Below are 22,401 nucleotides of genomic sequence, written 5' to 3'. Positions count from 1 at the left end.
CTAAGTATCGTCGATCACGACGGCAGCGTGAATATGGAACTGCGGCAGAGAGATACTCAGATACCCGCCTTCGAACTCCCACACCAACTCCGCATCGGAATAGGCGCAACGTACCCGGCCCGGGGCGTGATCACGGCGGATATGGGCGATGCCGTCGCTGATCCAGGGGGCGTCCTCGATTACTTCGATCTGCCGCAGCTCGGAATCGGTGATCGCCATGCCGGACCCGCGCAGCTGCGTCGGCGCATAGAGGACGTGCAACACGTCCCGCCCCTCGTTCGGCTGGCGCATCAGCGACATGCGGGTGGCTGAGGGCAGGTTGGTTGACAGCAGCCGATCCGGATACAACGCGTCGATCATCCCGCGCAGCATGTATTTGTACAGCACCTGCCCCGTTGCGCCATAGAGCGAGAACAGCGGATAGGCGCAATGCATCACCCGCCCCTTACGCAGCATCGCCGGGCCCAGGTCATCGGCCCCGGGGTTTTCCGGGGTATGCAGATGCGAACAGAAATGCGCCCAGTTGCGGTTAAAATACGAGGGGCGGACCACCGCCAGAACCTCGGCGTCCGTTGCAGTCAGGGGCAGCGGCTTCTGATACATCACCAAGGGGGTCGCGGGCAGATCACTGTCGAACGCGTTGTCGAATGACACGTAGGACGGATCAAAGGCGATTTCAGTACCCGACAGATCGGCGCCGATATCCAGCGCCATCCACTGCCCGTCCGGCGTCAACCCCGATTGGCCCGTCGACAGAACCGCACCGCCTTGGGCGACATAGTCGGCCAGCTTATCTTGCAGCACTTTATCCAACCGCACCTCGTCAGGCAGCACGATCAACTGGTATTTGGCAAAATCGGCGTCGGCATCGATGGCGTCGAAGGGAATCTGCATCTCAAGAAAGGTGCGCGCAGCGGCCCGATCACTGGCCGGAATGCGGTGATTGGTATGAGACGACAGGCGGAGGTTCTGAGACTCGACCACCAGCAGCGCTACATCGGCCTGATATTCGGCCCCGCGCGCATAGGGTTCCAACTGGCGCACACGCTCATACGCCGGTCGGATCAGCTTGTAGATTGCCGGATCCATTGCGCCACGCGGGTGCAGTTGGTCACCGATCGAGCAATGCGTGCCCATGGCCAACATCTGACAGCATTCAAAGATCAGCGCTTCCGGGCGTTTGAACCCTCCGAACTCTCCCCAATGAGTATGAAACCGGCCGGTCATTCCCAGCATCGGCAGGCCGAGCCCGTCAGCATAGCGGGCCGAGGCCGGGAAATGATCATACCCCCAGCCTCCGGTTGGCAGACTTTCGATCTCGACCTGCCCGTAATGCTGATAGCGTTCCTTGTCTTTGAACACATGACCCGAGTTATAAAAGATCCGGACATCGGGAAAATCCGAGTTGATCTCGGTCGTGAAGCGTTCGAAGAAATCCATGATCCGCGCCTTGTCATTGGCGCGGCGGCCCGCTTCGGTCGTCGGATCCTGACCCATGGCAACGGTCGATTCAAGGCAGGCCGGGCAGACGCATTGGTTCGATCCCACGATGTCCATGAACAGGGCCGGTGGCGCATAGGCGTTGCAGACCTCTTTGGTCAGGGCGATGACATAGTCGATATAGCCCGGATGGTTCAGGCAGATCGTGTGCCAGGCCGGGGTCAATTGGTGCATCGCGCTGGGTTCGGTTCCGGCATAATGCGCGGGCGTGTTCAGCGCGCTCATCACCCGCCATTCGGGATGTTCGCGCGCGGTCAGTTCGTCCCATTGCACGGTCATGTAGATCGGCGTTTCGATATCAGCGGCGCGGCAGGCGCGCACCATGTCGCCCAGCAGATCAGGCCGTTGCAAATGCGGATGCGGTTTGCCGATCTGCGTGGGATAATACGCCCAGCCGTGATGGCAGCGCGCAAACAGGGTGACGGAATCAACCGCCCCGTCCTTTAGCACCTGCACAAACTGGTCCGGATCGAAATCTGCGCCTACGTCGGGGATATGTTCTGAGGTGTGGAAATCCAGATGGATCTGGCGAAAGCGGAAATTGTCAGGGTCTCTATCGTGCATGGGTCACGTCCATCTCAATTGTATGCCGGTCAAAAGGTGACTGTCCGGCGACCAGATGCCGCCGGATCGAAAAGCGTTACGCAGTCGCCTCAGATGCGGTCGCCGCTGTGCGGGTCAAACAGGTGCAGCTTGTTCAGCGCGACGTCAAAACTCAGGGTCTGGCCCGACGCGATCGGCAGGGGGTGGTACATTGTCGACTGGATCAGTTGCGACCCGACGCGGACAGACAGGATCGCCTCAGAACCCAGATCTTCGGCAAGATCGACACCAAATGTCAGTTGCCGGGTTTCACCACTATGTTCCAGACCATGGCCAACCGGCGTGATATCTTCGGGACGCACGCCCAGCGACAGACGGTCCGGCAAACCCGGCATTTTGATGAATTGCGCATGCAACGGCAGCGTCTGACCATCGGCAAACCGCAGCTGCGGCGCAGGCCCGCTGCGGTCCAGTTCAACATCGATCAGGTTCATTGGCGGAGAGCCGATGAACGTGGCCACAAAGGAATTGGCGGGGCGCTCGAACACGTCGCGAGGGGTCCCAACCTGTTCGATGACGCCATCGCGCATGATCACGATGCGGTCGGCCAGCGTCATCGCCTCGACCTGATCATGCGTTACATAAATGATTGTATTTCCGACCCGCTGGTGCAGGCGTTTGACCTCGGCCCGCATCTGCGTGCGCAGCTTGGCGTCCAGATTTGAAAGCGGCTCGTCAAATAGATAGACCTCGGGTTCGCGCACGATTGCGCGGCCCATGGCGACGCGCTGACGCTGACCGCCTGACAATTGCCCGGGCTTGCGGCGCAAAAGCTCGGTCAGGCCCAGCGTTTCGGCGGCCTCGGATACCCGACGATTGATTTCCGCCCGGGGCATCCCCTGAACCTTCAGACCAAAGCCCAGATTACCCTCGACCGTCATATGCGGATACAGGGCATAATCCTGAAACACCATCGCGATGTTACGCCCGCGCGGCGGGATTTCATTCACCACCCTGTCACCGATCTGAACGGTGCCCGCACTGATCGTTTCAAGCCCCGCAATCATCCGCAGCGTCGTGGATTTGCCACAGCCCGAAGGACCGACAAAAACCACGAATTCCTTGTCGGGAATTTCCAGGTTCATGTCATGAACGACATCCAGCTTGCCGTAGGACTTGCGAACTTCTGTCAGAACAACTTCAGCCATCTTGACCATCCATGTTCTCGTCCAGCTCCAGCCAGACGGGTTTGTGATCGGACCCGGCGGCCGCTTCGTCGATATGAGTCGCCTTCAGCCGGTGCCGCAGGTCGGGGGTGACAAAGATATGGTCGATATGGTGGTCGCTGAAGTGGCTTGTCTGTCCCGAGCCTTCGGCGTGGCCCAGCCAGGTCCAGCTGTCGACAAACCGGTCAAGCGTCATGACCCGGCCGCCTTCCATGCCGATGGGGCCGGTGAATTCATCATAAACCGCGCTGCCCGGCGCATTGTTCATGTCGCCCAGCAGGATGGCCGGTTGGGGCATCGGCGGAGGGGTCTCGCCATTGGTCCAGTGATCGTCCATCCATGCCGGATCGCCATTCCACGAGCCACCCTGCAACGGAGCCTCGAGAATGCGCTGCCGCACGAACCGGGCCTGATCCAGTGCATAGTCCGGGGACCAGTAGAACAGATGTACGTTGTAAACCCGCAGTGGCCCGCCGGGAGCGTCGATCACCGCCTCAAGCAGGATCGAATGCATGCAATGCCGCGTGAACGAGCCACGGGTCGGCAGGGGCCACGACCGGGTCGACAGGATCGGATAGCGCGACAGGATCATGTCGCCATGCTGCCGCCTGCGATTGATCAGGCGACCTTCGTCATTGCGATAGCTGGCATCGACATTCATGCCCGAGGCATAAACCCAATAATAGTCGCCCAGATACTCGGCCAGCGTTTCCGCCTGATCCACATCGCCGCCGCGCTTCCAGAACCTGTCAACCTCTTGCAGGCCGATAATATCGGCGCCCTGCAGTTCATCTGCAATGCGCTTGAGGTCCAGTTTCTTGTCCCGGCCAACGCCGTATTGGATGTTATAGGTGACGATTTTCACTTGAGTCTGCCTTGTGTTTTTTGAAGGGACGGCCGTTCGTGCAGGGTACAATCCAGCAGGATTTCCCGGGGCGGTCCGGTTTCCGAGCCATCCAGACGTGCCGCCATGCATTTGGCCACATGAATGGCAATCTCGCCGATGGGCTGTTCGATAGTGGCAATGCCGGGGGGATAGAGACGAAAGACCTCGTGATCATCGAAACAGACCATCGACAGATCGATTCCCGGTCGCAACTGATGGGTCGAGATGAACTCGAGCGCGCCACGCCCGATCCGGTCGCTGGAATAGAAAACCGCAGTGGCAGGATCGTCGAGCGTCAGAAACGCGCGGGTTGCCTCTGCCCCGACCTCGCGCGCCCAGTTGCCAGGATGTTCCAGCGCTGGATCCAGCGGCAGGCCGGCAGCCGTCAGCGCATCTCGATAGCCCAGATGCCGGTTGCGGGCGGTCTGCGTATCCAGATCTCCCAGGGCGATGCCGACCCGGCGGTGGCCAAGCTCGATCATGCGGGTCACCGCATCGGCGGTGGCCGCGCGGTCATTGACCAGCACCCGGTCCGCAACCAGTCCGGGCACATCGTTGTTATAAAGGACCACCGGGATACCCGAGGCCGATAACTGTTCCAGCTCATCCTTGGCCGCGCTGTTACCGGAAAAGACCAGCCCGTCAATGCGCCGATCCGCAGCGGATTGAATGGCATCCTGCATCGCCTTGTCTTCATAGGCATGGCTGAAAAACAGCATCGAATAGCCGATATCGCGAAACGCCCGGACCATCTCGGTCATGATCACCCCGTTGAAACCGTCAAAAGCGGGGGTGACGAAGCCAAGCGTCAGTGTCCGCGACGATTTCATCGCCCGCGCCACCGGGTCGGCGCGAAAACCAAGTTCGTCAATGGCTGCCTCAAGCCGCACCCGGGTCTTTTCGCGCAGGTTCTGCCCGTTGAGGTAGCGCGACACTGTCCCCACCGCGACATCCGCCGCGCGGGCCACATCGATCACGGTCGGTCGCTTGTCACTGCTCATATCCGGCCTCGTTTCTTCATGGCTCAGCCCTTGGCCCCGCTCTTGTTCTTGCCATCAGCCGAGAAATACTTCTGGAACAGAAGGAATACGACCAAAGGCACAATCGAGGTGATGATGGTGGCCACCGCCCGCTGATCCAGATTTGGCTCATAGGTCCCGGCGATGGTCGACAGCAGCATCGGCAGCGTCTGTTTTTCGCGCAGGAACAGCAAGGGCAGCAGCAGCGAGTTCCACACCCACATGAATTGCAGGATCGCCACCGCGGCCATCGAGGTCAGAGAGTTCGGCAGCACGATGTAGAAATACGTCCGCAGATGGCCGCACCCGTCGACCTGCGCCGCGTCGATCAGCGAGCGGGGAAAGTTGGCCAGAAAGCTTTTGACCAGAAACACCGCCCAGGCAAAGGACAGCCCGGTAAAGGGGATCACCACTGCCCAATAGGTATCGATCAGCCCCAGTTCCCGCCACAGCTGGAACAGCGGAATGATGACGATCTGGTTCGGGACCACGAAGGCATTGACCAAGATCAGCAGCAACGCGGTCCGGAACGGAAAATGCAGATACTGGAACGCATAGGCCGCAGCGGGCGCAAAGAGCACCGGGAAGATCGTGGCCAGCGCGGCAACACAGAACGAATTGTAAAGCGCAGCCCCTAGCGGATAGTTTTCCCAGACCGTGACCCAGGCTTCGAGCGTAAACGTGAATGGCGTGATCACCCACCATCCCGAAGTGATCTCACCCTCGGGGCGGATAGACATCAGGATGATGCCCGCCAGAGGTGCCAGCCAGACTAGTGCGGCGCAGGCCATCGACAGGACGGCCCAGCGAGGAGGTTTCTGTATCATCGGCTCTCGGCGCTCCGGTCCAGGATCAGGGGGATGGCGCAGATAACCACCGCGACAAGCAGAACAATGGTACTGGCCGCGCCGTAACCTTGTTTGAAGAACACCACGGCCTCTTTGTACATAAAATACCCGACGGTTTCCGTGGCCCGCACCGGCCCACCGGTTGTCAGGATATGGATCATGTCAAAGGCCTTGAGCGAATTCAGCAGATTGATGAACACGGCGATCTTCAGTCCCGGCAGAGCCAGCGGTGCCAGAATATAACGCAGGATCTGAAAGTTGGTGGCCCCGTCGACATAAGCCGCTTCGATCTGACTGCGGGGAATGGCCTGAACGGCGGCAAAACAGGTCAGCAGCGGCAACCCGGCCTGCGACCAGACATAGGCAGCGGTGACACCCCATAGTGCTGTGTCGGGATTACCCAGCCATGGCGTGGCCAGATGATCCAGCCCGATGCCGCGCAAAATTCCGTTGAACAGCCCGTAATCAGGTTGCAGGATACCCAGCCAGATCAGTCCTGTCGCTGCCTCGGAAATCCCATAAGCCGCAAAGATCACCAGCCGGAACGGCGCGGTTTGCTTGGGCGCAAGCCCACATAGCAGCGCCATGGTAAACCCAAGCGCCACAGAAATGCTGGTACAGGCAAGGGTCCAGGTGAAGGTGACCTTCAGCGCGTTGTGGAAATTCGGATCGGAAAACAGATCGATATAGTTTTGAATTCCAATGGGGGTTGGCTTGCTCAGCCCGGTCCAGTCCAGAAAACTGATCCGGAAGGTTTCAATCAGCGGATAAAGAACGCCAACCACAAAAAAAGCCAGCGCAGGAGCCAACAGCACGAAGGCAACCCAGTCAATCCGGTTGAACCGGGTACGCCAGGACGGTCCGGACCCCACGCGGGATCCGGACAAGGTCCGGGAGGAAACACTGGACCCCTGCGACATCGACATCAGTAGACGTCCGCCGCTTTGGCTTCCCAACGCGCTGTGATCGCGTCGATGCTGGCATCCGAGGGATCGCGCAGGAATTCCTGCAACCCGATGCGGAATTCACCCGACAATTCTGTCGGCAATAGGTCGTCAAGGACAAAGAAGACGTCCGAGCTTTGCAGCGCTTCGGCGTACTTGGCGACGATCGGATCATAGTTGGAGGGGTCAGCATTCTTGCTGGGGGTCGCCTGATTGTATTCGGCGATGATGCGCGAGCCTTCCGCCGACAGGGCATAATCCAGAAAAAGCATTGCGTCATCCTGGTTGTCGCCGTTCTTCATGACGACAAGATTTTTGCCATCCACACTCAGCGCATCCGAATGGGCCGGATCGATGGTCGGGAAGTTGACAAAACTATAGTCCACCCCCGGCTCCAGCCCGTATTCGTTCGAAGCGCGAGCGTTCAGCCAGGTGCCAATCAGAACATATCCGGCATCACCATCCTTCAGTGCCGCATCTGCGCCATCCGACCAGTGGGTCGACAACATGGTGTCGGCATCAGCACAGCAATTGGCCTCGAGCATGGCGCGCAAATTGCGCAGGGTCTGCTTTACCTCTTCCGACTCCCACGACACCTCATGATTGGCAAGTTTGCGGGCAAAATCTGTGCCCGCGGTCTTGAGCAGTGCATTCTCGAACCACTCAGTCTGGGCCCAGCTGCGCGCACCCATGTAGACCGGCATCTTGTCAGCTGCGCGGAAGGTTTCAAACGAGGCCAGGAACTCATCCCAGTTCTGCGGCGCATCCAGTCCCAGACCTTTCAAATTGTCGACCCGGTACCACATCCCCGCGCGGTTGCCCGCGATGATGTAGGTTCCATAGGTCTCGCCGTCATAGGTGGACAGATTGCGCCAGCTGTCGCTCAGCGAGTCCGACCAGTTATACTGATCCCACGCATCATTCAGAGACACCACCAGATCGTTGTCCACCATCTCTTTTTCCAGCGATGGCCATGTGTTGATCAGAACATCGAATTTCTCACCCGACAGCAGTGCAGTGCGAATACCGGCGCGGGCATCATCACCCCCCGCCCCGGGGTTGATCTGGCGCAGGTCGATATCAGGGTTTGCGGCCTCAAAGCCCGCTTCCAGAGCATTGAACATCTCGGCTTCCGTGCCACCCAGCCAGTTCAGCAAGATGACCTCGCGATCAGCTGCGAAAGCACTGGTTGCGATAAGCGCCGCACTCATCGCGAGTACTGAGGTCTTGAGTTTCAAGGTCATGGTTCCCTCCCAAAATGAAACGTTTCATTTCCTTAATCGAGTCGTGCGACACAAATATGAACCTGTCAATAATTTTCTGCCTGGACTCTGATTTTTTATTTATATTACAACTTGTTACGATATTTTTGCTCAACGCAACCAGTTACTCCGGCCAATCGGGCTAACCGGCCAGTTTGACACTCGCAGCAGCACTCGTGCATACCGTTTTGTCGCGACGCTTGGGGCGTGAATTACATCACCGCGCCGATTTGCCAGGGCACAAATTCCACGCCTCCGAACCCCAGTTCTTCGCTTTTTGTCTTTCCGCCCGATGCGACGCGGACCAGCATGTCCAACAGCTCCTCTCCCTTGGCCTCGATGCTGACACCTTCAGTAATGATATCACCGCAGTTCAGATCCATGTCGTCGGCCAAGCGGGCATACATTTCCGAGTTTGTGGCGACCTTGACGCAGGGCGTCGGCTGAAAGCCCGACACCGAACCGCGCCCAGTCGTGAATACGATCAGATTTGCGCCCGAGGCCACTTGCCCGGTGACCGAACAGGGGTCAAATCCCGGGCTGTCCATAAAAACAAAGCCGGTTTTGTCGATCTGTTCAGCAAATCTGTAGACGCCCCGCAAAGGTGCTGTACCGCCTTTTGCAACTGCGCCCAGCGACTTTTCCAGAATGGTCGTTAGTCCGCCGCGCTTGTTACCGGGGCTTGGATTGTTGTCCATCTCACCGCCATTACGGGCGGCATACTCCTCCCACCAATGGATGCGCTCGATCAGCTTCTCGCCGATATCCACGGTTTCGGCCCGCCGGGTCAGCAGATGCTCGGCCCCATAGATCTCCGACGTTTCAGACAGGATTGTGGTCCCGCCCTGCCGCACCAAAAGGTCCGAAGCATATCCCAGCGCCGGATTGGCAGTGATCCCGGAATAGCCGTCCGAACCACCACATTGCATCCCGACGGTCAGAGCACTGACAGGCGCCGGCGCGCGACCGGCCTGATTGGCCAGTTCGGCAATCCCGCGTAACTCTTCGAGCCCACGCTCGATGGTGCGTCGGGTGCCACCTTCGGTCTGGATGGTCATGTACCGCAAAGCACCATCCGCACGGATCGGTCGCCCGCCTACCAGATCAGCCACCTGCATCACCTCGCAGCCCAGTCCGATCAACAGGATGCCGCCAAAATTTGCATGTTGCGCATATCCGGCCAGAGTGCGGAACAGCGTGTCGTACCCCTCATCCTTGCCCGACATTCCGCACCCGGTCCCATGCACGATGGGCACGACCCCGTCTACATTTGGGAAAGCATCCAGCAAGCCGGATTTTTCCGCCGCCTCGGCAATGAACCGTGCAACCGAGCCCGAACAATTCACAGTTGTCAGAATGCCGATGTAGTTCCGCGTACCCACCTTGCCGTCAGACCTGTGAAAGCCCAGAAAGCTGCGCTGCTCCTTCAGTTCGGGCAGGGATGCGTTTGCGCTGGCATGGGCATAGTCCTGTTGATAGGCGCCCATACCCAAATTGTGCACATGGACATGTTCACCCGGGGAGATGTCTGATTTGGCCTGACCGATGATCTGACCATAACGGATGACGTTTTCGCCGGTTTTAATGAACGATGCAGCAATCTTGTGCCCGCGCGAAATCGACGCCTTCAGAGGAACCGGTACAAGCGAAGGCTGCTTTCCGGCCTGCAAATCGCGCAGGGCGATTACGACATTGTCGTCAGGATTCAGCCTGACGACATCATGCGGCGCTTTGGTGCACTGGCTTGTTCCGCTGTCAGCTTGCATCATATCCCCAATCTTCTGGCCGTAACTGCTACGCCTGATATCTGCACTTGTCAACTAACATGTTAGAATGATACCAACGCACCATGACCAGACATCACGACATCGATGCCGCGCTTATGCCCGAAATCACCACGACCGAGGGCTCGCTTACTCAACGCGTTCACAACGCGATAAAACAGGCCATTCTGGCACTGGATTTTCCACCAGGGGCCAACCTGCGCAAAGCCCCTATTTGCGAACGCCTGAACGTGTCGCGCGCACCAGTGGCCGATGCAATTGCGCGTCTGGCGGCAGAGGGGCTGGTGGATGTGGTGCCACAATCAGGAACCCGCGTTTCCTATCTTTCGATGGAGGAAATCCGCGAAGGAACATTTCTGCGGGGGGCGCTGGAACTTGCCACGGTCGCCAAGGTCGCCCGCGATCTGACCGAGGATCAGCGCAAGCGATTAAGCCGCAACATGCGCCTGCAAGAGCTGTTGATCGAGGATGAAGACATTCCCGGGTTTTATCAGGCGGACGAAGAATTCCACAATTTGTTGATGGAGTTCACCGGGTATCGCCGCCTCGCAAGTGTGGCTCAGACGGTATCTCTGCAGGTCAGTCGCGCCCGGATGTTGCTGCTGCCCACCCCGGGTCGCATTTCTGAGACGCTGGCAGAACACCGGGCGATATTCGAAGCGATCTGCGACCGCGACGAGCAGACCGCACAAGATGCCATGCGTCATCACCTCGGCCAGTTGATGCCACGCATCGAGGTGCTGCAAAACCAGCAGCCCCACCTGTTCAACCTCACACCCAGTACGACAAGCGAGGCAGAATGACCGTTTCCCAAACAGAACTGCTCAACAATCGAACGCATCGACCTGTCCCTCTGACCCGCATGGGCTTTGGCGGCGCGCCGCTTGGAAACCTGTATCGCAATGTCACGGATGAAGACGCGCAAGCCGCGCTACAGGCGGCGTTTGACGCGGGCATTCGGTTCTTTGACACAGCTCCTCAATATGGGTTGGGACGATCCGAGTACCGCTTTGGCGAAGGCATCACCCGGTTTGGTCGCGACAATATCCAGCTTTCGACCAAGATCGGGCGCCTGTTGCTGGATTGCGAGCCGCATGAGGTCACACCCGAGGCTTTCGTCAACGTCCCGCAAAAGCGCATCGTATTCGATTACACCTATGACGGGGTAATGCGATCCTACGAGGCCAGTCGCCAGCGGATCGGCGTGGCAAATGCCGACATTCTGCTGGTGCATGACGTCTGCGTGTTCTCACAGGGTAGTCAGGAAATGTCTGACGCCAAGGTGCGCGAATTGTTCGACGAAGGGGGCTACAAAGCGCTGGTTGAATTGCGCGACGCGGGCGAAATTGCCGCTATTGGTGCGGGCGTGAACGAATGGCAAGTCTGCGAGAAACTTTTGGGTCTGGGCGATTTCGACGGGTTTCTGCTGGCGGGTCGTTACACATTGCTGGAACAAGAGGCCCTGGACAGCTTCCTGCCCCTTTGTGAAAAACGCGACGTGGGGATCATTCTGGGCGGGCCTTACAACTCGGGCATTCTGGCCACCGGAGCGGTGCCCGGTGCTAAATACAACTACGCCGATGCCCCCGATGAGATCCTAGATCGCGTGCGCAAGATCGAGGCTGTCTGCGCGGCGCATGACACGCCGCTCATCGCCGCCGCATTGCAATTTGTTCTGGGCCACTCTTGCGTCAAGACGGTGATTCCGGGCGCGGTCAGTGCCGCGGAGGTGCGGGCCAACGTTGCGTTGCTGGACCGCGACATTCCGCCGGGATTGTGGGCAGACCTGCGAACCGAAGGCCTGATCCGACCTGACGCGCCCCTGCCAAGCGAGGCTGCCGATGCTACATAATATCGACCCGATCCTGTCGCCCGACCTGCTTTACGCGCTGCGTGCCATGGGCCATGGCGACGAGATCGTTATCGCAGATGCGAATTTCCCCGGCTCCAGCAGCGGGCCGGAATGTATCCGGGCCGACGGCTCTTCGGCCAGCGCAGTATTGCGGGCCATTCTGTCCATCATGCCGTTGGACACTTTCGTGCCCGACCCGGCCTTGACCATGCAGGTGGTTGGCGATCCGGACGCCATCCCCGACGCGGTTGCGGACTTTCAGAACATTATCAACACAACAGCCGACAATCCGGCCCAAATACAGGGGCTGGAACGGTTCGCGTTCTATGATCGGGCTGCAAACGCCTTTGCCATCGTCCAGACCGGTGAGCGCAGACTGTATGGCAACATCATTCTGAAAAAAGGCGTCATCGGATGAGGATCGACGCCCATCAGCATTTCTGGAAGCTGGCACGCGGCGATTATGGCTGGTTGACGTCCGATCTGGGCGCGATTTACCAGGACTTCACCCCGGATGATCTGGCCCCCCTGCTCGCGGCCGCCGGGATTGATGGCACGGTTCTGGTGCAGGCCGCCCCGACCGTGGCCGAGACGGAATACATGCTGTCTCTGGCCGATCAGTCCGCGTTCGTCAAAGGTGTTGTTGGCTGGGTCGATTTCGAAGCTTCGGATGCGCCCGCACAGATCGCCGCACTGGCCGCGCATCCGGTTTTGGTGGGGCTGCGTCCAATGATACAGGACATTGCCGATCCGAATTGGATGCTGGGCGATGCCCTGACGCCAGCCTTTGCAGAACTGCAAAAGCGCGCTTTGACCTTCGACGCCCTGACCCTGCCCCAGCATCTTGGTCCGCTCAGGCGCCTGCTTGAGCGTCACCCCGATATGCGAGTTGTCATAGACCACGGCTCGAAGCCGATGATACGGGATGCGCTCATAACAGAATGGTCCAGAGATATGGCCGCACTGGCCAGCGAAACAAAGGCATGGTGCAAGCTCTCTGGTTTGGTCACCGAGGCGAACGCAGATTGGACGATCGAAGACCTGCGGCCCTATGTCGATCACTTGCTGAACACGTTCGGCCCATCGCGCCTGATCTGGGGCAGCGACTGGCCGGTTTGCACATTGGCCAGCACCTACGAGCGCTGGCTTGAAACCACCGACAAACTGCTTGGACAGCTGAACAGCGCGGAACGTCAGGCGATTATGGGTGGCAATGCCGCCCGCGCTTACAACCTCGGGGAATGACATGACACCACCTGCATTGGACCCAAACGGGCTGTGGCTCGGGCGTATTGAACGCGCCGGAATCGGCCCCTGCATTGTCACGCTACGCAACGGACGTGTCGTCGACATTACCTCAAAAACGGCGCCAACCGTTCGGGATGTTCTGGAACGCGACGATGCGGCGGATTACGTCCGTTCAGCCCAAGGCGAGGATGTTGGCCCGCTGGACGCAGACCATCGATGGCTTGCCCCCTGCGATCTGCAAGCCGTCAAGGCTTGTGGCGTAACGTTCGCCGGGTCCATGGTGGAACGCGTGATCGAGGAACAGGCAGCAGGCGACCCCGCCAAGGCTGACGCGATCCGGTCACGCATCGGCGACCGGATCGGCGACAGCCTGTCAAACATCGTACCGGGATCGGACGCCGCAGCGCAGGTCAAAGAAGCTCTGATCGGCGAAGGCCTCTGGAGCCAGTATCTTGAGGTCGGCATCGGTCCCGACGCCGAAGTGTTTTCAAAGGCGCAGGTTCTGTCCTCAGTAGGTTTTGGCGCAGAAATCGGCCTCCATCCAATCTCGACCTGGAACAATCCTGAACCCGAAATCGTGCTGGCCGTGACCTCCAATGGTGAAACCAAAGGCGCGACCCTGGGCAATGACGTCAACCTGCGTGATGTCGAAGGGCGTTCGGCCCTGTTGCTGAGCAAGGCCAAGGACAACAACGCCTCATGCGCGATCGGGCCGATGATCCGACTGTTCGACGAAAAATTCACATTGGATGATGTGCGCCGGGCAGAGTTGACGCTGACGGTAACGGGGCCGGATGGATTTGTCCTGAACGGCAACTCCTCTATGTCCCGGATCAGCCGCGATCCCGCCGATCTTGTAGGTCAAACCATTGGTCGCCATCACCAATATCCCGACGGATTGATGCTGTTTCTTGGAACGTTGTTTGCGCCTACGCAAGATCGTGATACGCCCGGCGGTGGTTTCACACATAAACTGGGTGATATCGTCACCATCGCCAATGACCAGCTTGGGGCGCTTACCAACACGGTGCGCCTGTCAACCGATTGTCCGGAATGGACTTTCGGAGCGTCTCATTTGATGCGAAACCTCGCCCAACGCGACCTGATTTGAAAGAGAACTGAACATGTTGACCGGAAAACACTTGATCGCTGGCGAATGGGTTGGCTCGGAGCATAGTTTCGCCTCCGAACCCGCACATGGCCCAAGTCACGACTTTTTTTTAGGGACATCGGCGCTGGTGGATGCAGCCGTTGAAGCCGCGGAAGAGGCATTCGCCACATTCGGCTGGTCGACACGCGCCGACCGCGCCGCGCTCCTGCGTAAAATAGCGGATGAGATTGATGCGCGTGGCGACGCGATTACGGAAATCGGAACGCAGGAAACCGGCCTGCCCGAGGCGCGCCTGCAGGGCGAACGTGGACGCACCGTTGGCCAGTTGCGCCTGTTCGCCGACCATATCGAGGCCGGGGATTATCTGGATCACCGCCACGACCCTGCCATGCCGGACCGCGCGCCCCTGCCCCGCCCCGACCTGCGCATGATCCAGCGCCCTCTGGGTCCGGTCGCGGTGTTCGGGGCTTCGAACTTTCCATTGGCCTTCTCGGTCGCAGGGGGTGACACGGCTGCGGCACTGGCTGCCGGTTGTCCGGTGGTCGTCAAGGGCCACTCGGCGCATCCCGGCACCGGAGAGATCGTGGCCCAGGCCATCGACGCGGCCATCAAGGCAACAGGCACGCATCCCGGTGTGTTCTCACTGGTGCAAGGCGGCAAGCGCGATGTGGGTACACGTCTGGTGCAACATCCTCTGATCCGTGCGGTGGGCTTTACCGGCAGTCTGGCTGGCGGGCGCGCGTTGTTTGACCTGTGCGCCCAACGCGACGAACCGATCCCGTTCTTCGGCGAGCTTGGCTCGGTCAACCCGATGTTCATTCTGCCGCACGCTGCAGCGGCGCGCGGCGCCGCGATCGGCACCGGCTGGTCGGGTTCGCTGACCATGGGCGTTGGTCAGTTCTGCACCAACCCCGGCATCGCGGTGATCATCGACGGGCCGGACGCAGATGCGTTCCAAGAGGCGGCCGAAGCAGGGCTATCCGCAGTCGGCAACCAAACCATGCTGACCCCCGGGATTGCAGATGCCTATCGCGACGGCGTCGCCCGCGTCGCCGCTGGTACGGGAGTGTCTCAGATCCTGGGCACCAGTTGCGACACACGCGATGCCGCCCCTTACCTGTTCACCGTTTCGGGGGACGATTGGCTGGCTGATCACAAATTGCAGGAAGAAGTTTTCGGCCCGCTCGGCATCGTTGTCCGAGCAAGAGATATCGGGCAGATGCAGCAAGTCGCCCGCGCCATCGAGGGTCAGTTGACCTGCACCCTGCATCTGGATGATAGCGACACCTTGGACGCCCGGGCCTTGCTGCCGTTGCTTGAACGTAAGGCGGGGCGTCTTCTGGCCAACAGTTTCCCCACCGGGGTCGAGGTCTGCGACAGCATGGTACATGGCGGCCCCTATCCCGCATCGACCAACTTCGGCGCGACCTCCGTAGGCACACTTTCGATCCGGCGCTTCCTGCGGCCTGTTTGTTACCAGGACATCCCGACAGACCTGCTGCCGGAGGTATTGTAAGGCCGCGCGGCGGTCTTCATTGTATCGGCCGCGCCACGGTTGAAATAACTGATTAGAGAGAGCGATGCCAAAGACATCGGTCCATGCGGTCTTGTAAGACTTGATGCAACTCGGCGTCCCTCAAATCACGCAGCAGCGGCATCCGAAGCTATCGCAGTGCTGACAGATGCACGAGTTGCCTCTCACGACAATCAGCCCCCGCGAATACATTCGGTGTTTTGCGACGAGCGCAGCGAATTTCATGCATCTCGATATTGCACCCTTCGGATCGTCCTTACGTTCAGACAAACGAATGGACTGCTAAATTCGGATATACCTACTACGCATAGGAGCAGAGCTTGGATGTCGTCAGCTTTGCTTTCACCAGGGCCTCGGCAAACGTGACGGCGCAGGCCACCCCATCCACTACAGGCAGGCCGAATTCCTTGGACAGTTGAGACATCAGGTCGGTCATACCTGCACAACCCAAGACGATGGCCTCAGCTCTGTCCTCGTCAATGGCCGCGCGAATTTCACCCCGGATAATGTCGATTGTATTGGGATCGTTCTCTTCCAGTTTTAGCACCGGTACGTCTGAGGCACGTACCCGAACACAGCGGCGATCCAACCCATAACGCAGCAGGTTGGCTTCCAATCCGGCCAATGAGCGTGACAACGTGGTGATGACGCTGAATTTGGGACTGATCATAGACGCCGCATGATAGGCGGCTTCTCCTACACCGATGACGGGGGCCGAGGTGATACATCGCACCGCGTCAACACCGGTGTCATCGAAACAGGCCACTACAATGCCATCGACATCCGGATACTGCCTGACGACGTCCAGCAAGCCGGGAACGCATGTTGAAACGTCCAGATAGCCCTGAATACTTGGGGGGCCGTCTTGTGAGCTGGTCTCTATGATCTCGGTATCGGGGCTTGCGACAGCGCGGGCGGCGGCCGCTATCTTTCGGGTCATGGAAATGGTGGTGTTGGGATTTACGACAAGCAGTTTCATCACATCCTCACACTTCCCCGCCCAAATAGGCGGCCTTGATCCTCGGGTCGGTCAAAAGCTCTTTTGAATTGCCCGAGATCACCACGTTTCCAGTGGTCAGCGCATAAGCCCGGTGCGAAATCGAAAGCGCCATGCGGGAGTTCTGTTCGACCAACAGCACCGAAACACCCTCATCGCGATTGATCGCCACGATCGAGCGGGCAATGTCCTGCACCAGCTTGGGTGCGATCCCCAGCGAAGGTTCATCCAACAGCAACAGGCGCGGCTTTGCCATCAGCGCTCGCCCGATCACCATCATCTGCTGCTCACCGCCCGACAGGGTTCCTGCCGACTGGCCATAGCGCTCTTTCAGACGTGGAAACCGTTCCAGAACCGACTCCAGGGTGCGCTGAACATCTGCTTTGTCCGAACGGGTAAACGCCCCCATCAGCAGATTGTCTTTTACCGACATATAAGGAAAGACGCGCCGCCCTTCCGGCACCATGGCGATGCCCTTGGAAACGATCTCGGCCGGGTTTGTTCCGGCAATGTCTTCGCCCTCAAACGCGACCGAGCCGGATTTGATTTTCGCCAGCCCCGTAATTGCCCGCAGGATCGAACTTTTGCCCGCACCGTTGGCGCCGATCAGGGCGACGGTTTCGCCTTGCTCAAGATCAATCGACACGCCCTTCAGAGCATAGACGTGATCGTAGTAGAGTTCGACATCCTTGAAATCCAACATCTTTGTCATGGCTCAGATCCCGATCTCGTCATCAGCGCTGCCCAGATAGGCCTCGATGACCTTTTCGTTGTTCTGGATTTCTGCGGGGGTACCTTCGGCGATCATCTCACCAAAATTCAGCACGACAATCCGGTCCGAGATGTTCATCACCGCGGGCATGTCATGTTCCACCAACAGCACGGTAACGCCCCGATCATCGCGTACCTTGCGTACCAGATTGACCATTTTCATGGTCTCATCGTGGTTCATCCCGGCAAAGGGTTCGTCCAGCAACAACACCTTGGGGTCAGTGGCCAGACCAATGGCAATGCCCAGCGCGCGCAGGTTGCCCTGCGGAAGGTTCGAGGCCTGTTCGTTGGCGATATCGGTCATGCCGAGGAAGTCGATCAGATCGTCGGCATATTGCCCAAAGCTCTCAACGTCTTCATGGGCCGTTCTGGTGCCCCAGAAATATCCGGCCAGCGAAGCGCGGGCCCGCAGATGCTGGGCAACAATAGTGCTTTCGCGCACAGTCATAGATTTGAAGATCGTCGTCTCCTGAAACGTGCGGACAACACCCTTGCGGGCCACCACATGCGGTTTCAGGTTTGAAATCCTCTCTCCTTTGAACAGAACCTCACCCGTTGTGGTTGGCAGGAAGGACGAGATCATCTTGAACAGCGTGCTCTTGCCCGCCCCGTTTGGTCCGATCACCGAAAGGATCTCGTTCTCATTTACGTTGAACGAGATATCGCTGTTTGCCGTTAAGCCGCCGAATTTCTTGGTAACGTGGCGGACTTCCAAAAGATGGCTCATTTGTCCGCTCCTTTCTTGCCCGGCAACCGCAGGCTGAGCAGCCCGTTGGGCAGGAACAGCATCAGGATGATCAGCAAGCTGGAATAGGCGAGCAGTTGGAAGCGGCCGAGTTCAAACAACAGGTCCCAGCCAAAGTACAGAACCAGCGTGCCCAGCATCGGGCCGAACACGTAACCCAGGCCACCCAGGAAGCAGTTAAGCATGAAATTCACGCTGTCGGCGACCTGAAAACTGGAGGGATAGACCGATTGCGCGATCGACCCGAACATCGCACCGCCGATACCGCCCAGAAAGGACGAGATGGCAAATATGACGATCCGGATGTATGAGATATTCACGCCGATTGAACTGGCCAGTTCTTCATTCTGCTGCATTGACCGGCACAGATGACCAAGACGGGAATTTACCAGCCGATACATGGCGGCGAAGGTCAGCACCATCAGCACGCAGGCCGTATAGTAGAAGGCCAGTCTTGGGTTCTCGAGCGTGGCGAAATCCGGGATCAATCGGATGCCCAGCATCGATACCCCTCCTGGCAACGGGATCGAGGTGATCCCCTTGGCACCATTGGTGATGGGCAAAGCAAGCGCAGTCAGGGTGACGACCTGCGTCAAGACCAGTGAGATCATCGCAAAATAAACGCCACGCAGCCGCAGGATCGGCAGGCCGATCAGCACGGCGACTCCTGCCGCAAACAGGCCGGCCAGCGGCAGGGACAGCCAAAAAGACATGCCCGCTTTGGTCACCAGAATAGCCGAGACATAGGCGCCGATCAGGGCAAAGGCACCTTGGCCGATATTGATGCGCCCGATATAGAAGGTCAGCCAGACGCCAGCGCTTGCAATCGACAGCAGCGCCACTGAGGTCAACGTGTAGTAGAGGTCAGATCTCCCGGACGCTGCGATAAAGCCGGGGACCGCGATGAAGATGGCCAGCAGGAAGACCATCAAACCGGCCCATTGGATCATTGTGAGCTTCGGCACTGTACTATCCCCACGGTTTACCCATCAGGCCCTGCGGGCGGATGGCCAGGAAAATCATCAGTGAAACGAAGATCAGCAGATAGGTGATATCGCCATATTGCGAGAGCACTGCCAGACCGATGGCTTCCATGAAGCCCAGAATGATCCCGCCTGCAATTGCACCGGAAATTACACCCGCGCCACCGATCATAACCATCATGAAGGCTTTGATCGAAGTGGGGCCACCCATGCCAAGGTTCACACCGGTAATCGTCACCAGCAATCCGCCAACCAACCCGGCCAGCATTGCCCCCAGCGCAAACCCGATCATGGAGTACCGCTCAACATTCACGCCCATCAGTTGCGCGGCCGTTCTGTCCTGTGCCAGCGCGCGCAGGGCGCGACCGGTTTTGGAATACTGCATGAACAGGATGAAACTGACGATAGACAGAATGGCCAGAACGCAGATCAGAATGCGGTCATAGGGCATGATCAGCTTGAAATCCCAGTTGAAGACGCCGTTGACGATCTTGGGAACTCCGCGCTGTTTTTCGCCAAAGACCAGCAGGATGACCGCGTCAAACAGAAAGGCCAGCCCCGCCGCCAGCAGCATTGTGCTTTCTTCGCGGGATGATCGTCGGATGACCGGCGCGAACAGAAACCGCTCGATCAACGCGCCAAGCACGGCCAGGGTGATACAGGACGCCAGCAGCGCAATGACGAATGGCCAGCCGAGTTGTCCGTAGAAGGTGTAGGTGACAAAACCGCCGAGAACATACATTTGCCCATGTGCAAAATTCAGTACGTTCATCAGGGCAAAGATCAGCGTCAGACCCAGGGCGATCATCGCATATTGCGCCCCCAGATAGATGCCATTTGCTAGTATCTGTTCCATGAGAGTCCCGCATAAGGTTCGGGTTTCCCGGGCTGATCATCAGCCCGGGAGAGTGGATTGCTCGTTAGGTTTATACCTTGCCAGGAGGGGTCGCTTCAGTCGACTTCTGCCACAAAGAGCGTTTCAAACGCCCCATCCTGATAGACATTCACCACCAGCGGGACTGCGATCTGACGCTTTTGTCCGAACGATGTTGTGCCGACATAGCGCATCTTGGCGTCCCCCTTCATGAAGGGGTTCGGTGCTTCGAACGTATCCATTGTGGTTTGGAATGCGTTCACGTCGTCAAGGCCCGCTGGGTTGGCGTTCAAAGTCGCCAGAATGTATTCCAGCGCATAGACTTTGGTGTTCGACTCGTCGTTGTATTCACCGAACATGTCAGTATAGCGCTTGACGAACTCTTTCATGTCATCCGATGCGATCTCGGGTGTCGAAGCACCGCCAACGGAAATGAAGCCATTGGCCAGGTCCCCTGCCCCTTCGCGCAGAACCGTCGCATCCTGCGCGGTTTCGGTCGAGATGATGCCCTGAAAGCCAAGCTCGCGCGCGGATCGGATCAACTGAGGCGCGTTGGCCGGAGAGACCCCGGACAGAACCAGCAGATCAGGTTGCGTGCGCATGACAGGCGTCAGAACCGGGGTGAAGTCCGTTGTGTCCACCTGATAGGTTACGTTGTCCGACACGACCTCAAGCCCCAAAGATTTGGCGGCCTCAACACCACCGTCCCGTTGGCTCAGCGGGTCGGATTCGTTTGCGGCAACAAACGCCACGGTCTTTACACCCTTTTCATCCCGCAGGTGCTTATAGATCGCGGGCCCGGACTGATAGTTGGCGACCATACCCAAAACAGCGTTCGAAGCCGGAGCTGTATAAAGCTCTTTCGGGAAAGCATACGGGAAGTACATGATCCCTTGCGCTTCGGCGACCGGGCGTACCGCGGCGGCACCATCATCCACGTTGGGCCCGACCACATAATGGATGCCTTCCTGCGCCATCTTTTCCATACCGGCGATTGCACGTTTGGGGTCTTTCTGATCGTCAAACGACACGATTTCGATGTCATAGGTCGTGTCGCCGATCTGATAGCCACCGGCTTCGTTGATCCAATCAGCGCGCGCCTCCATGGAGCGTTGGTTGGATATCCCCCAGGCTGCCGCCGGGCCCGAGGTCACACCGACAAAGCCGATCTTGAGAACCGGGTTTTCCGCCCAGGCGGCCGATCCCATCACGGACATAGCCAAAGCCAGAGCAGCCGATGTCTTCATCAGATTTCTGCGTTTCATTCTTTCCTCCCTATTGAGGTTTCGACGCCTCTTCCGGGCGTTTGAACAATCAAAATTCACAGGTCGAATCCCGGTGATGCCATTCAGTTCTGCATTGTTAACAATCTTTGTCAACATTTATCGTTTGCGTTGCTATTGATATTGTTAACATGCGGGCAATATATTGTCAGAAGAAGACCCTGCGGCTATTAACAATCTTCAACCCATTTCCACCGATGCGGAACGAGATGACGAACGCAACCGACCAGAAGCTCGACACTTTGCACACTGATCCAGACGAACAAATGATTGTGGATCGGATCTATTCCGCCGTCATGGAACAGAAGCTGGCACCCAGAACCAAGCTGAGCGAACAAACCTTATGTGAGACCTTTGGCGTGGGCCGGATGCGCGTTCGCCGGGCCTTGTTACTGTTGAGCAGTCAGGGAATCGTGGAACTGCGCTCAAATCGCGGTGCTTTTGTCGCCTGCCCAAGTCCCAACGAGGCCCGCGAGGTTTTTGAAGCCCGCCTGATGATCGAAACCAGCATCGTGCGCGAGTTGACCCGAGAGATCAGCAGCGCTGGCGTCAATGCGTTGCGGGATCATATCAAAAAAGAAGATGAGGCTCGGGCAAGGAATGACCAGACTGAAATCATCAAACTTTCTGGCGAGTTTCATGTTGAGTTGGCCAAATGCCACAAGAATTCTGTGCTTACCCGCGTCGTTCGGGAACTGGTGACCCGTTCGTCTTTGATCGTGGCCCTGTTCGGAACCAATAAAGACTCGTCCTGCCCCGATGATGAGCACGCGTCGATCATTGAGGCTATTGTAAGCGGCGACCCACAATCTGCGGAAAACAGCATCCAGCACCACCTTCTCCATGTCAAAAACTGTCTCGATCTTGAGCAAACCCAGAAGGTCGAACCTGATCTGGCCAGGATTCTTACTGGGCGCATGTAATTGGCTTCGAACCCGTAAACGCCCCGACAGCGCGCTTCAAACTCACATTGACCTATCAGGACCAGCGA

At 58.3% G+C, this 22,401-nt stretch carries 21 protein-coding genes; 7 read left to right on the top strand and 14 right to left on the bottom strand.

What is annotated here, in order from left to right:
- From ACR3E4_RS19365 to ACR3E4_RS19330, 8 genes are all read right to left on the bottom strand, one after another.
- Positions 1-2,064 (bottom strand): alpha-amylase family protein, encoded by a 2,064-nt coding sequence (locus tag ACR3E4_RS19365; RefSeq protein ID WP_480530755.1) that lies wholly within the window; start codon positions 2,062-2,064, stop codon positions 1-3.
- An 89-nt stretch (positions 2,065-2,153) separates the two neighbouring features.
- Positions 2,154-3,251, bottom strand: coding sequence for an ABC transporter ATP-binding protein (locus ACR3E4_RS19360; protein ID WP_480530753.1), 1,098 nt, complete (start codon positions 3,249-3,251; stop codon positions 2,154-2,156).
- The gene (locus ACR3E4_RS19355; RefSeq protein ID WP_480530751.1) at positions 3,244-4,134 is read right to left on the bottom strand and encodes an endonuclease/exonuclease/phosphatase family protein; all 891 of its coding nucleotides are present in this window, start codon (positions 4,132-4,134) and stop codon (positions 3,244-3,246) included. Before ACR3E4_RS19355 ends, ACR3E4_RS19360 begins: the two co-directional genes overlap by 8 nt.
- Positions 4,131-5,156 (bottom strand): LacI family DNA-binding transcriptional regulator, encoded by a 1,026-nt coding sequence (locus ACR3E4_RS19350; protein ID WP_480530749.1) that lies wholly within the window; start codon positions 5,154-5,156, stop codon positions 4,131-4,133. The genes ACR3E4_RS19355 and ACR3E4_RS19350 overlap by 4 nt, the downstream gene beginning before the upstream one ends.
- A gap of 23 nt (positions 5,157-5,179) precedes the next feature.
- Positions 5,180-6,001: a carbohydrate ABC transporter permease gene (locus tag ACR3E4_RS19345; protein ID WP_480530747.1), complete on the bottom strand. Its 822-nt coding sequence runs from the start codon at positions 5,999-6,001 to the stop codon at positions 5,180-5,182.
- Complete coding sequence (locus ACR3E4_RS19340; protein WP_480530745.1) at positions 5,998-6,948, bottom strand: carbohydrate ABC transporter permease; 951 nt, start codon at positions 6,946-6,948, stop codon at positions 5,998-6,000. Before ACR3E4_RS19340 ends, ACR3E4_RS19345 begins: the two co-directional genes overlap by 4 nt.
- Entirely contained in the window at positions 6,948-8,210 is a 1,263-nt protein-coding gene (locus ACR3E4_RS19335; RefSeq protein ID WP_480530743.1) for an ABC transporter substrate-binding protein, read from the bottom strand. The genes ACR3E4_RS19340 and ACR3E4_RS19335 overlap by 1 nt, the downstream gene beginning before the upstream one ends.
- 230 nt (positions 8,211-8,440) lie before the next feature.
- Positions 8,441-9,994 carry a UxaA family hydrolase gene (locus tag ACR3E4_RS19330; protein ID WP_480531411.1) on the bottom strand — a complete coding sequence of 518 codons (1,554 nt, stop codon included), beginning with the start codon at positions 9,992-9,994 and terminating at the stop codon, positions 8,441-8,443.
- A gap of 83 nt (positions 9,995-10,077) precedes the next feature.
- On the opposite strand from ACR3E4_RS19330, the gene ACR3E4_RS19325 reads away from it, so the two are divergent.
- From ACR3E4_RS19325 to ACR3E4_RS19300, 6 genes are read left to right on the top strand one after another with little or no spacing between them, the layout of a single operon-like run.
- Positions 10,078-10,815, top strand: a complete 738-nt coding sequence (locus ACR3E4_RS19325) for a GntR family transcriptional regulator (RefSeq protein WP_480530741.1) — start codon at positions 10,078-10,080, stop codon at positions 10,813-10,815.
- Positions 10,812-11,864, top strand: coding sequence for an aldo/keto reductase (locus ACR3E4_RS19320; protein ID WP_480530739.1), 1,053 nt, complete (start codon positions 10,812-10,814; stop codon positions 11,862-11,864). The genes ACR3E4_RS19325 and ACR3E4_RS19320 overlap by 4 nt, the downstream gene beginning before the upstream one ends.
- The gene (locus ACR3E4_RS19315; RefSeq protein ID WP_480530737.1) at positions 11,854-12,282 is read left to right on the top strand and encodes an RbsD/FucU family protein; all 429 of its coding nucleotides are present in this window, start codon (positions 11,854-11,856) and stop codon (positions 12,280-12,282) included. The genes ACR3E4_RS19320 and ACR3E4_RS19315 overlap by 11 nt, the downstream gene beginning before the upstream one ends.
- Positions 12,279-13,109: an amidohydrolase family protein gene (locus tag ACR3E4_RS19310; protein WP_480530735.1), complete on the top strand. Its 831-nt coding sequence runs from the start codon at positions 12,279-12,281 to the stop codon at positions 13,107-13,109. The genes ACR3E4_RS19315 and ACR3E4_RS19310 overlap by 4 nt, the downstream gene beginning before the upstream one ends.
- Position 13,110: 1 nt before the next feature.
- Entirely contained in the window at positions 13,111-14,223 is a 1,113-nt protein-coding gene (locus tag ACR3E4_RS19305) for a fumarylacetoacetate hydrolase family protein (protein WP_480530733.1), read from the top strand.
- Positions 14,224-14,236: 13 nt separating this feature from the next.
- Positions 14,237-15,739 (top strand): aldehyde dehydrogenase (NADP(+)), encoded by a 1,503-nt coding sequence (locus ACR3E4_RS19300; RefSeq protein ID WP_480530731.1) that lies wholly within the window; start codon positions 14,237-14,239, stop codon positions 15,737-15,739.
- 319 nt (positions 15,740-16,058) lie between these two features.
- Here ACR3E4_RS19300 and ACR3E4_RS19295 read toward each other — a convergent pair whose 3' ends face one another.
- The 6 genes from ACR3E4_RS19295 to ACR3E4_RS19270 form a co-directional block, all read right to left on the bottom strand.
- A complete protein-coding gene (locus ACR3E4_RS19295) occupies positions 16,059-16,736 on the bottom strand; it encodes an aspartate/glutamate racemase family protein (RefSeq protein WP_480530729.1) in 678 nt (225 codons plus the stop codon).
- Positions 16,737-16,743: 7 nt separating this feature from the next.
- A complete protein-coding gene (locus ACR3E4_RS19290; RefSeq protein ID WP_480530727.1) occupies positions 16,744-17,466 on the bottom strand; it encodes an ABC transporter ATP-binding protein in 723 nt (240 codons plus the stop codon).
- Positions 17,467-17,469: 3 nt separating this feature from the next.
- On the bottom strand, positions 17,470-18,252 hold the full coding sequence (locus tag ACR3E4_RS19285; RefSeq protein WP_480530725.1) for an ABC transporter ATP-binding protein: 783 nt from the start codon (positions 18,250-18,252) through the stop codon (positions 17,470-17,472).
- A complete protein-coding gene (locus ACR3E4_RS19280) occupies positions 18,249-19,220 on the bottom strand; it encodes a branched-chain amino acid ABC transporter permease (protein ID WP_480531409.1) in 972 nt (323 codons plus the stop codon). Before ACR3E4_RS19280 ends, ACR3E4_RS19285 begins: the two co-directional genes overlap by 4 nt.
- A gap of 19 nt (positions 19,221-19,239) precedes the next feature.
- The gene (locus ACR3E4_RS19275; protein ID WP_480530723.1) at positions 19,240-20,109 is read right to left on the bottom strand and encodes a branched-chain amino acid ABC transporter permease; all 870 of its coding nucleotides are present in this window, start codon (positions 20,107-20,109) and stop codon (positions 19,240-19,242) included.
- Positions 20,110-20,204: 95 nt separating this feature from the next.
- Positions 20,205-21,392 (bottom strand): ABC transporter substrate-binding protein, encoded by a 1,188-nt coding sequence (locus ACR3E4_RS19270; protein WP_480530721.1) that lies wholly within the window; start codon positions 21,390-21,392, stop codon positions 20,205-20,207.
- A gap of 227 nt (positions 21,393-21,619) precedes the next feature.
- Here ACR3E4_RS19270 and ACR3E4_RS19265 point away from each other — a divergent pair, with 227 nt between their 5' ends.
- A complete protein-coding gene (locus tag ACR3E4_RS19265; RefSeq protein WP_480530719.1) occupies positions 21,620-22,333 on the top strand; it encodes a GntR family transcriptional regulator in 714 nt (237 codons plus the stop codon).
- Positions 22,334-22,401: the final 68 nt, after the last annotated feature.

It is taken from the genome of Ruegeria sp. AP11 (genome assembly GCF_056535865.1).
Note: the sequence above shows the minus strand (reverse complement) of the source record. Positions and strands in the feature narration are given on the sequence as shown.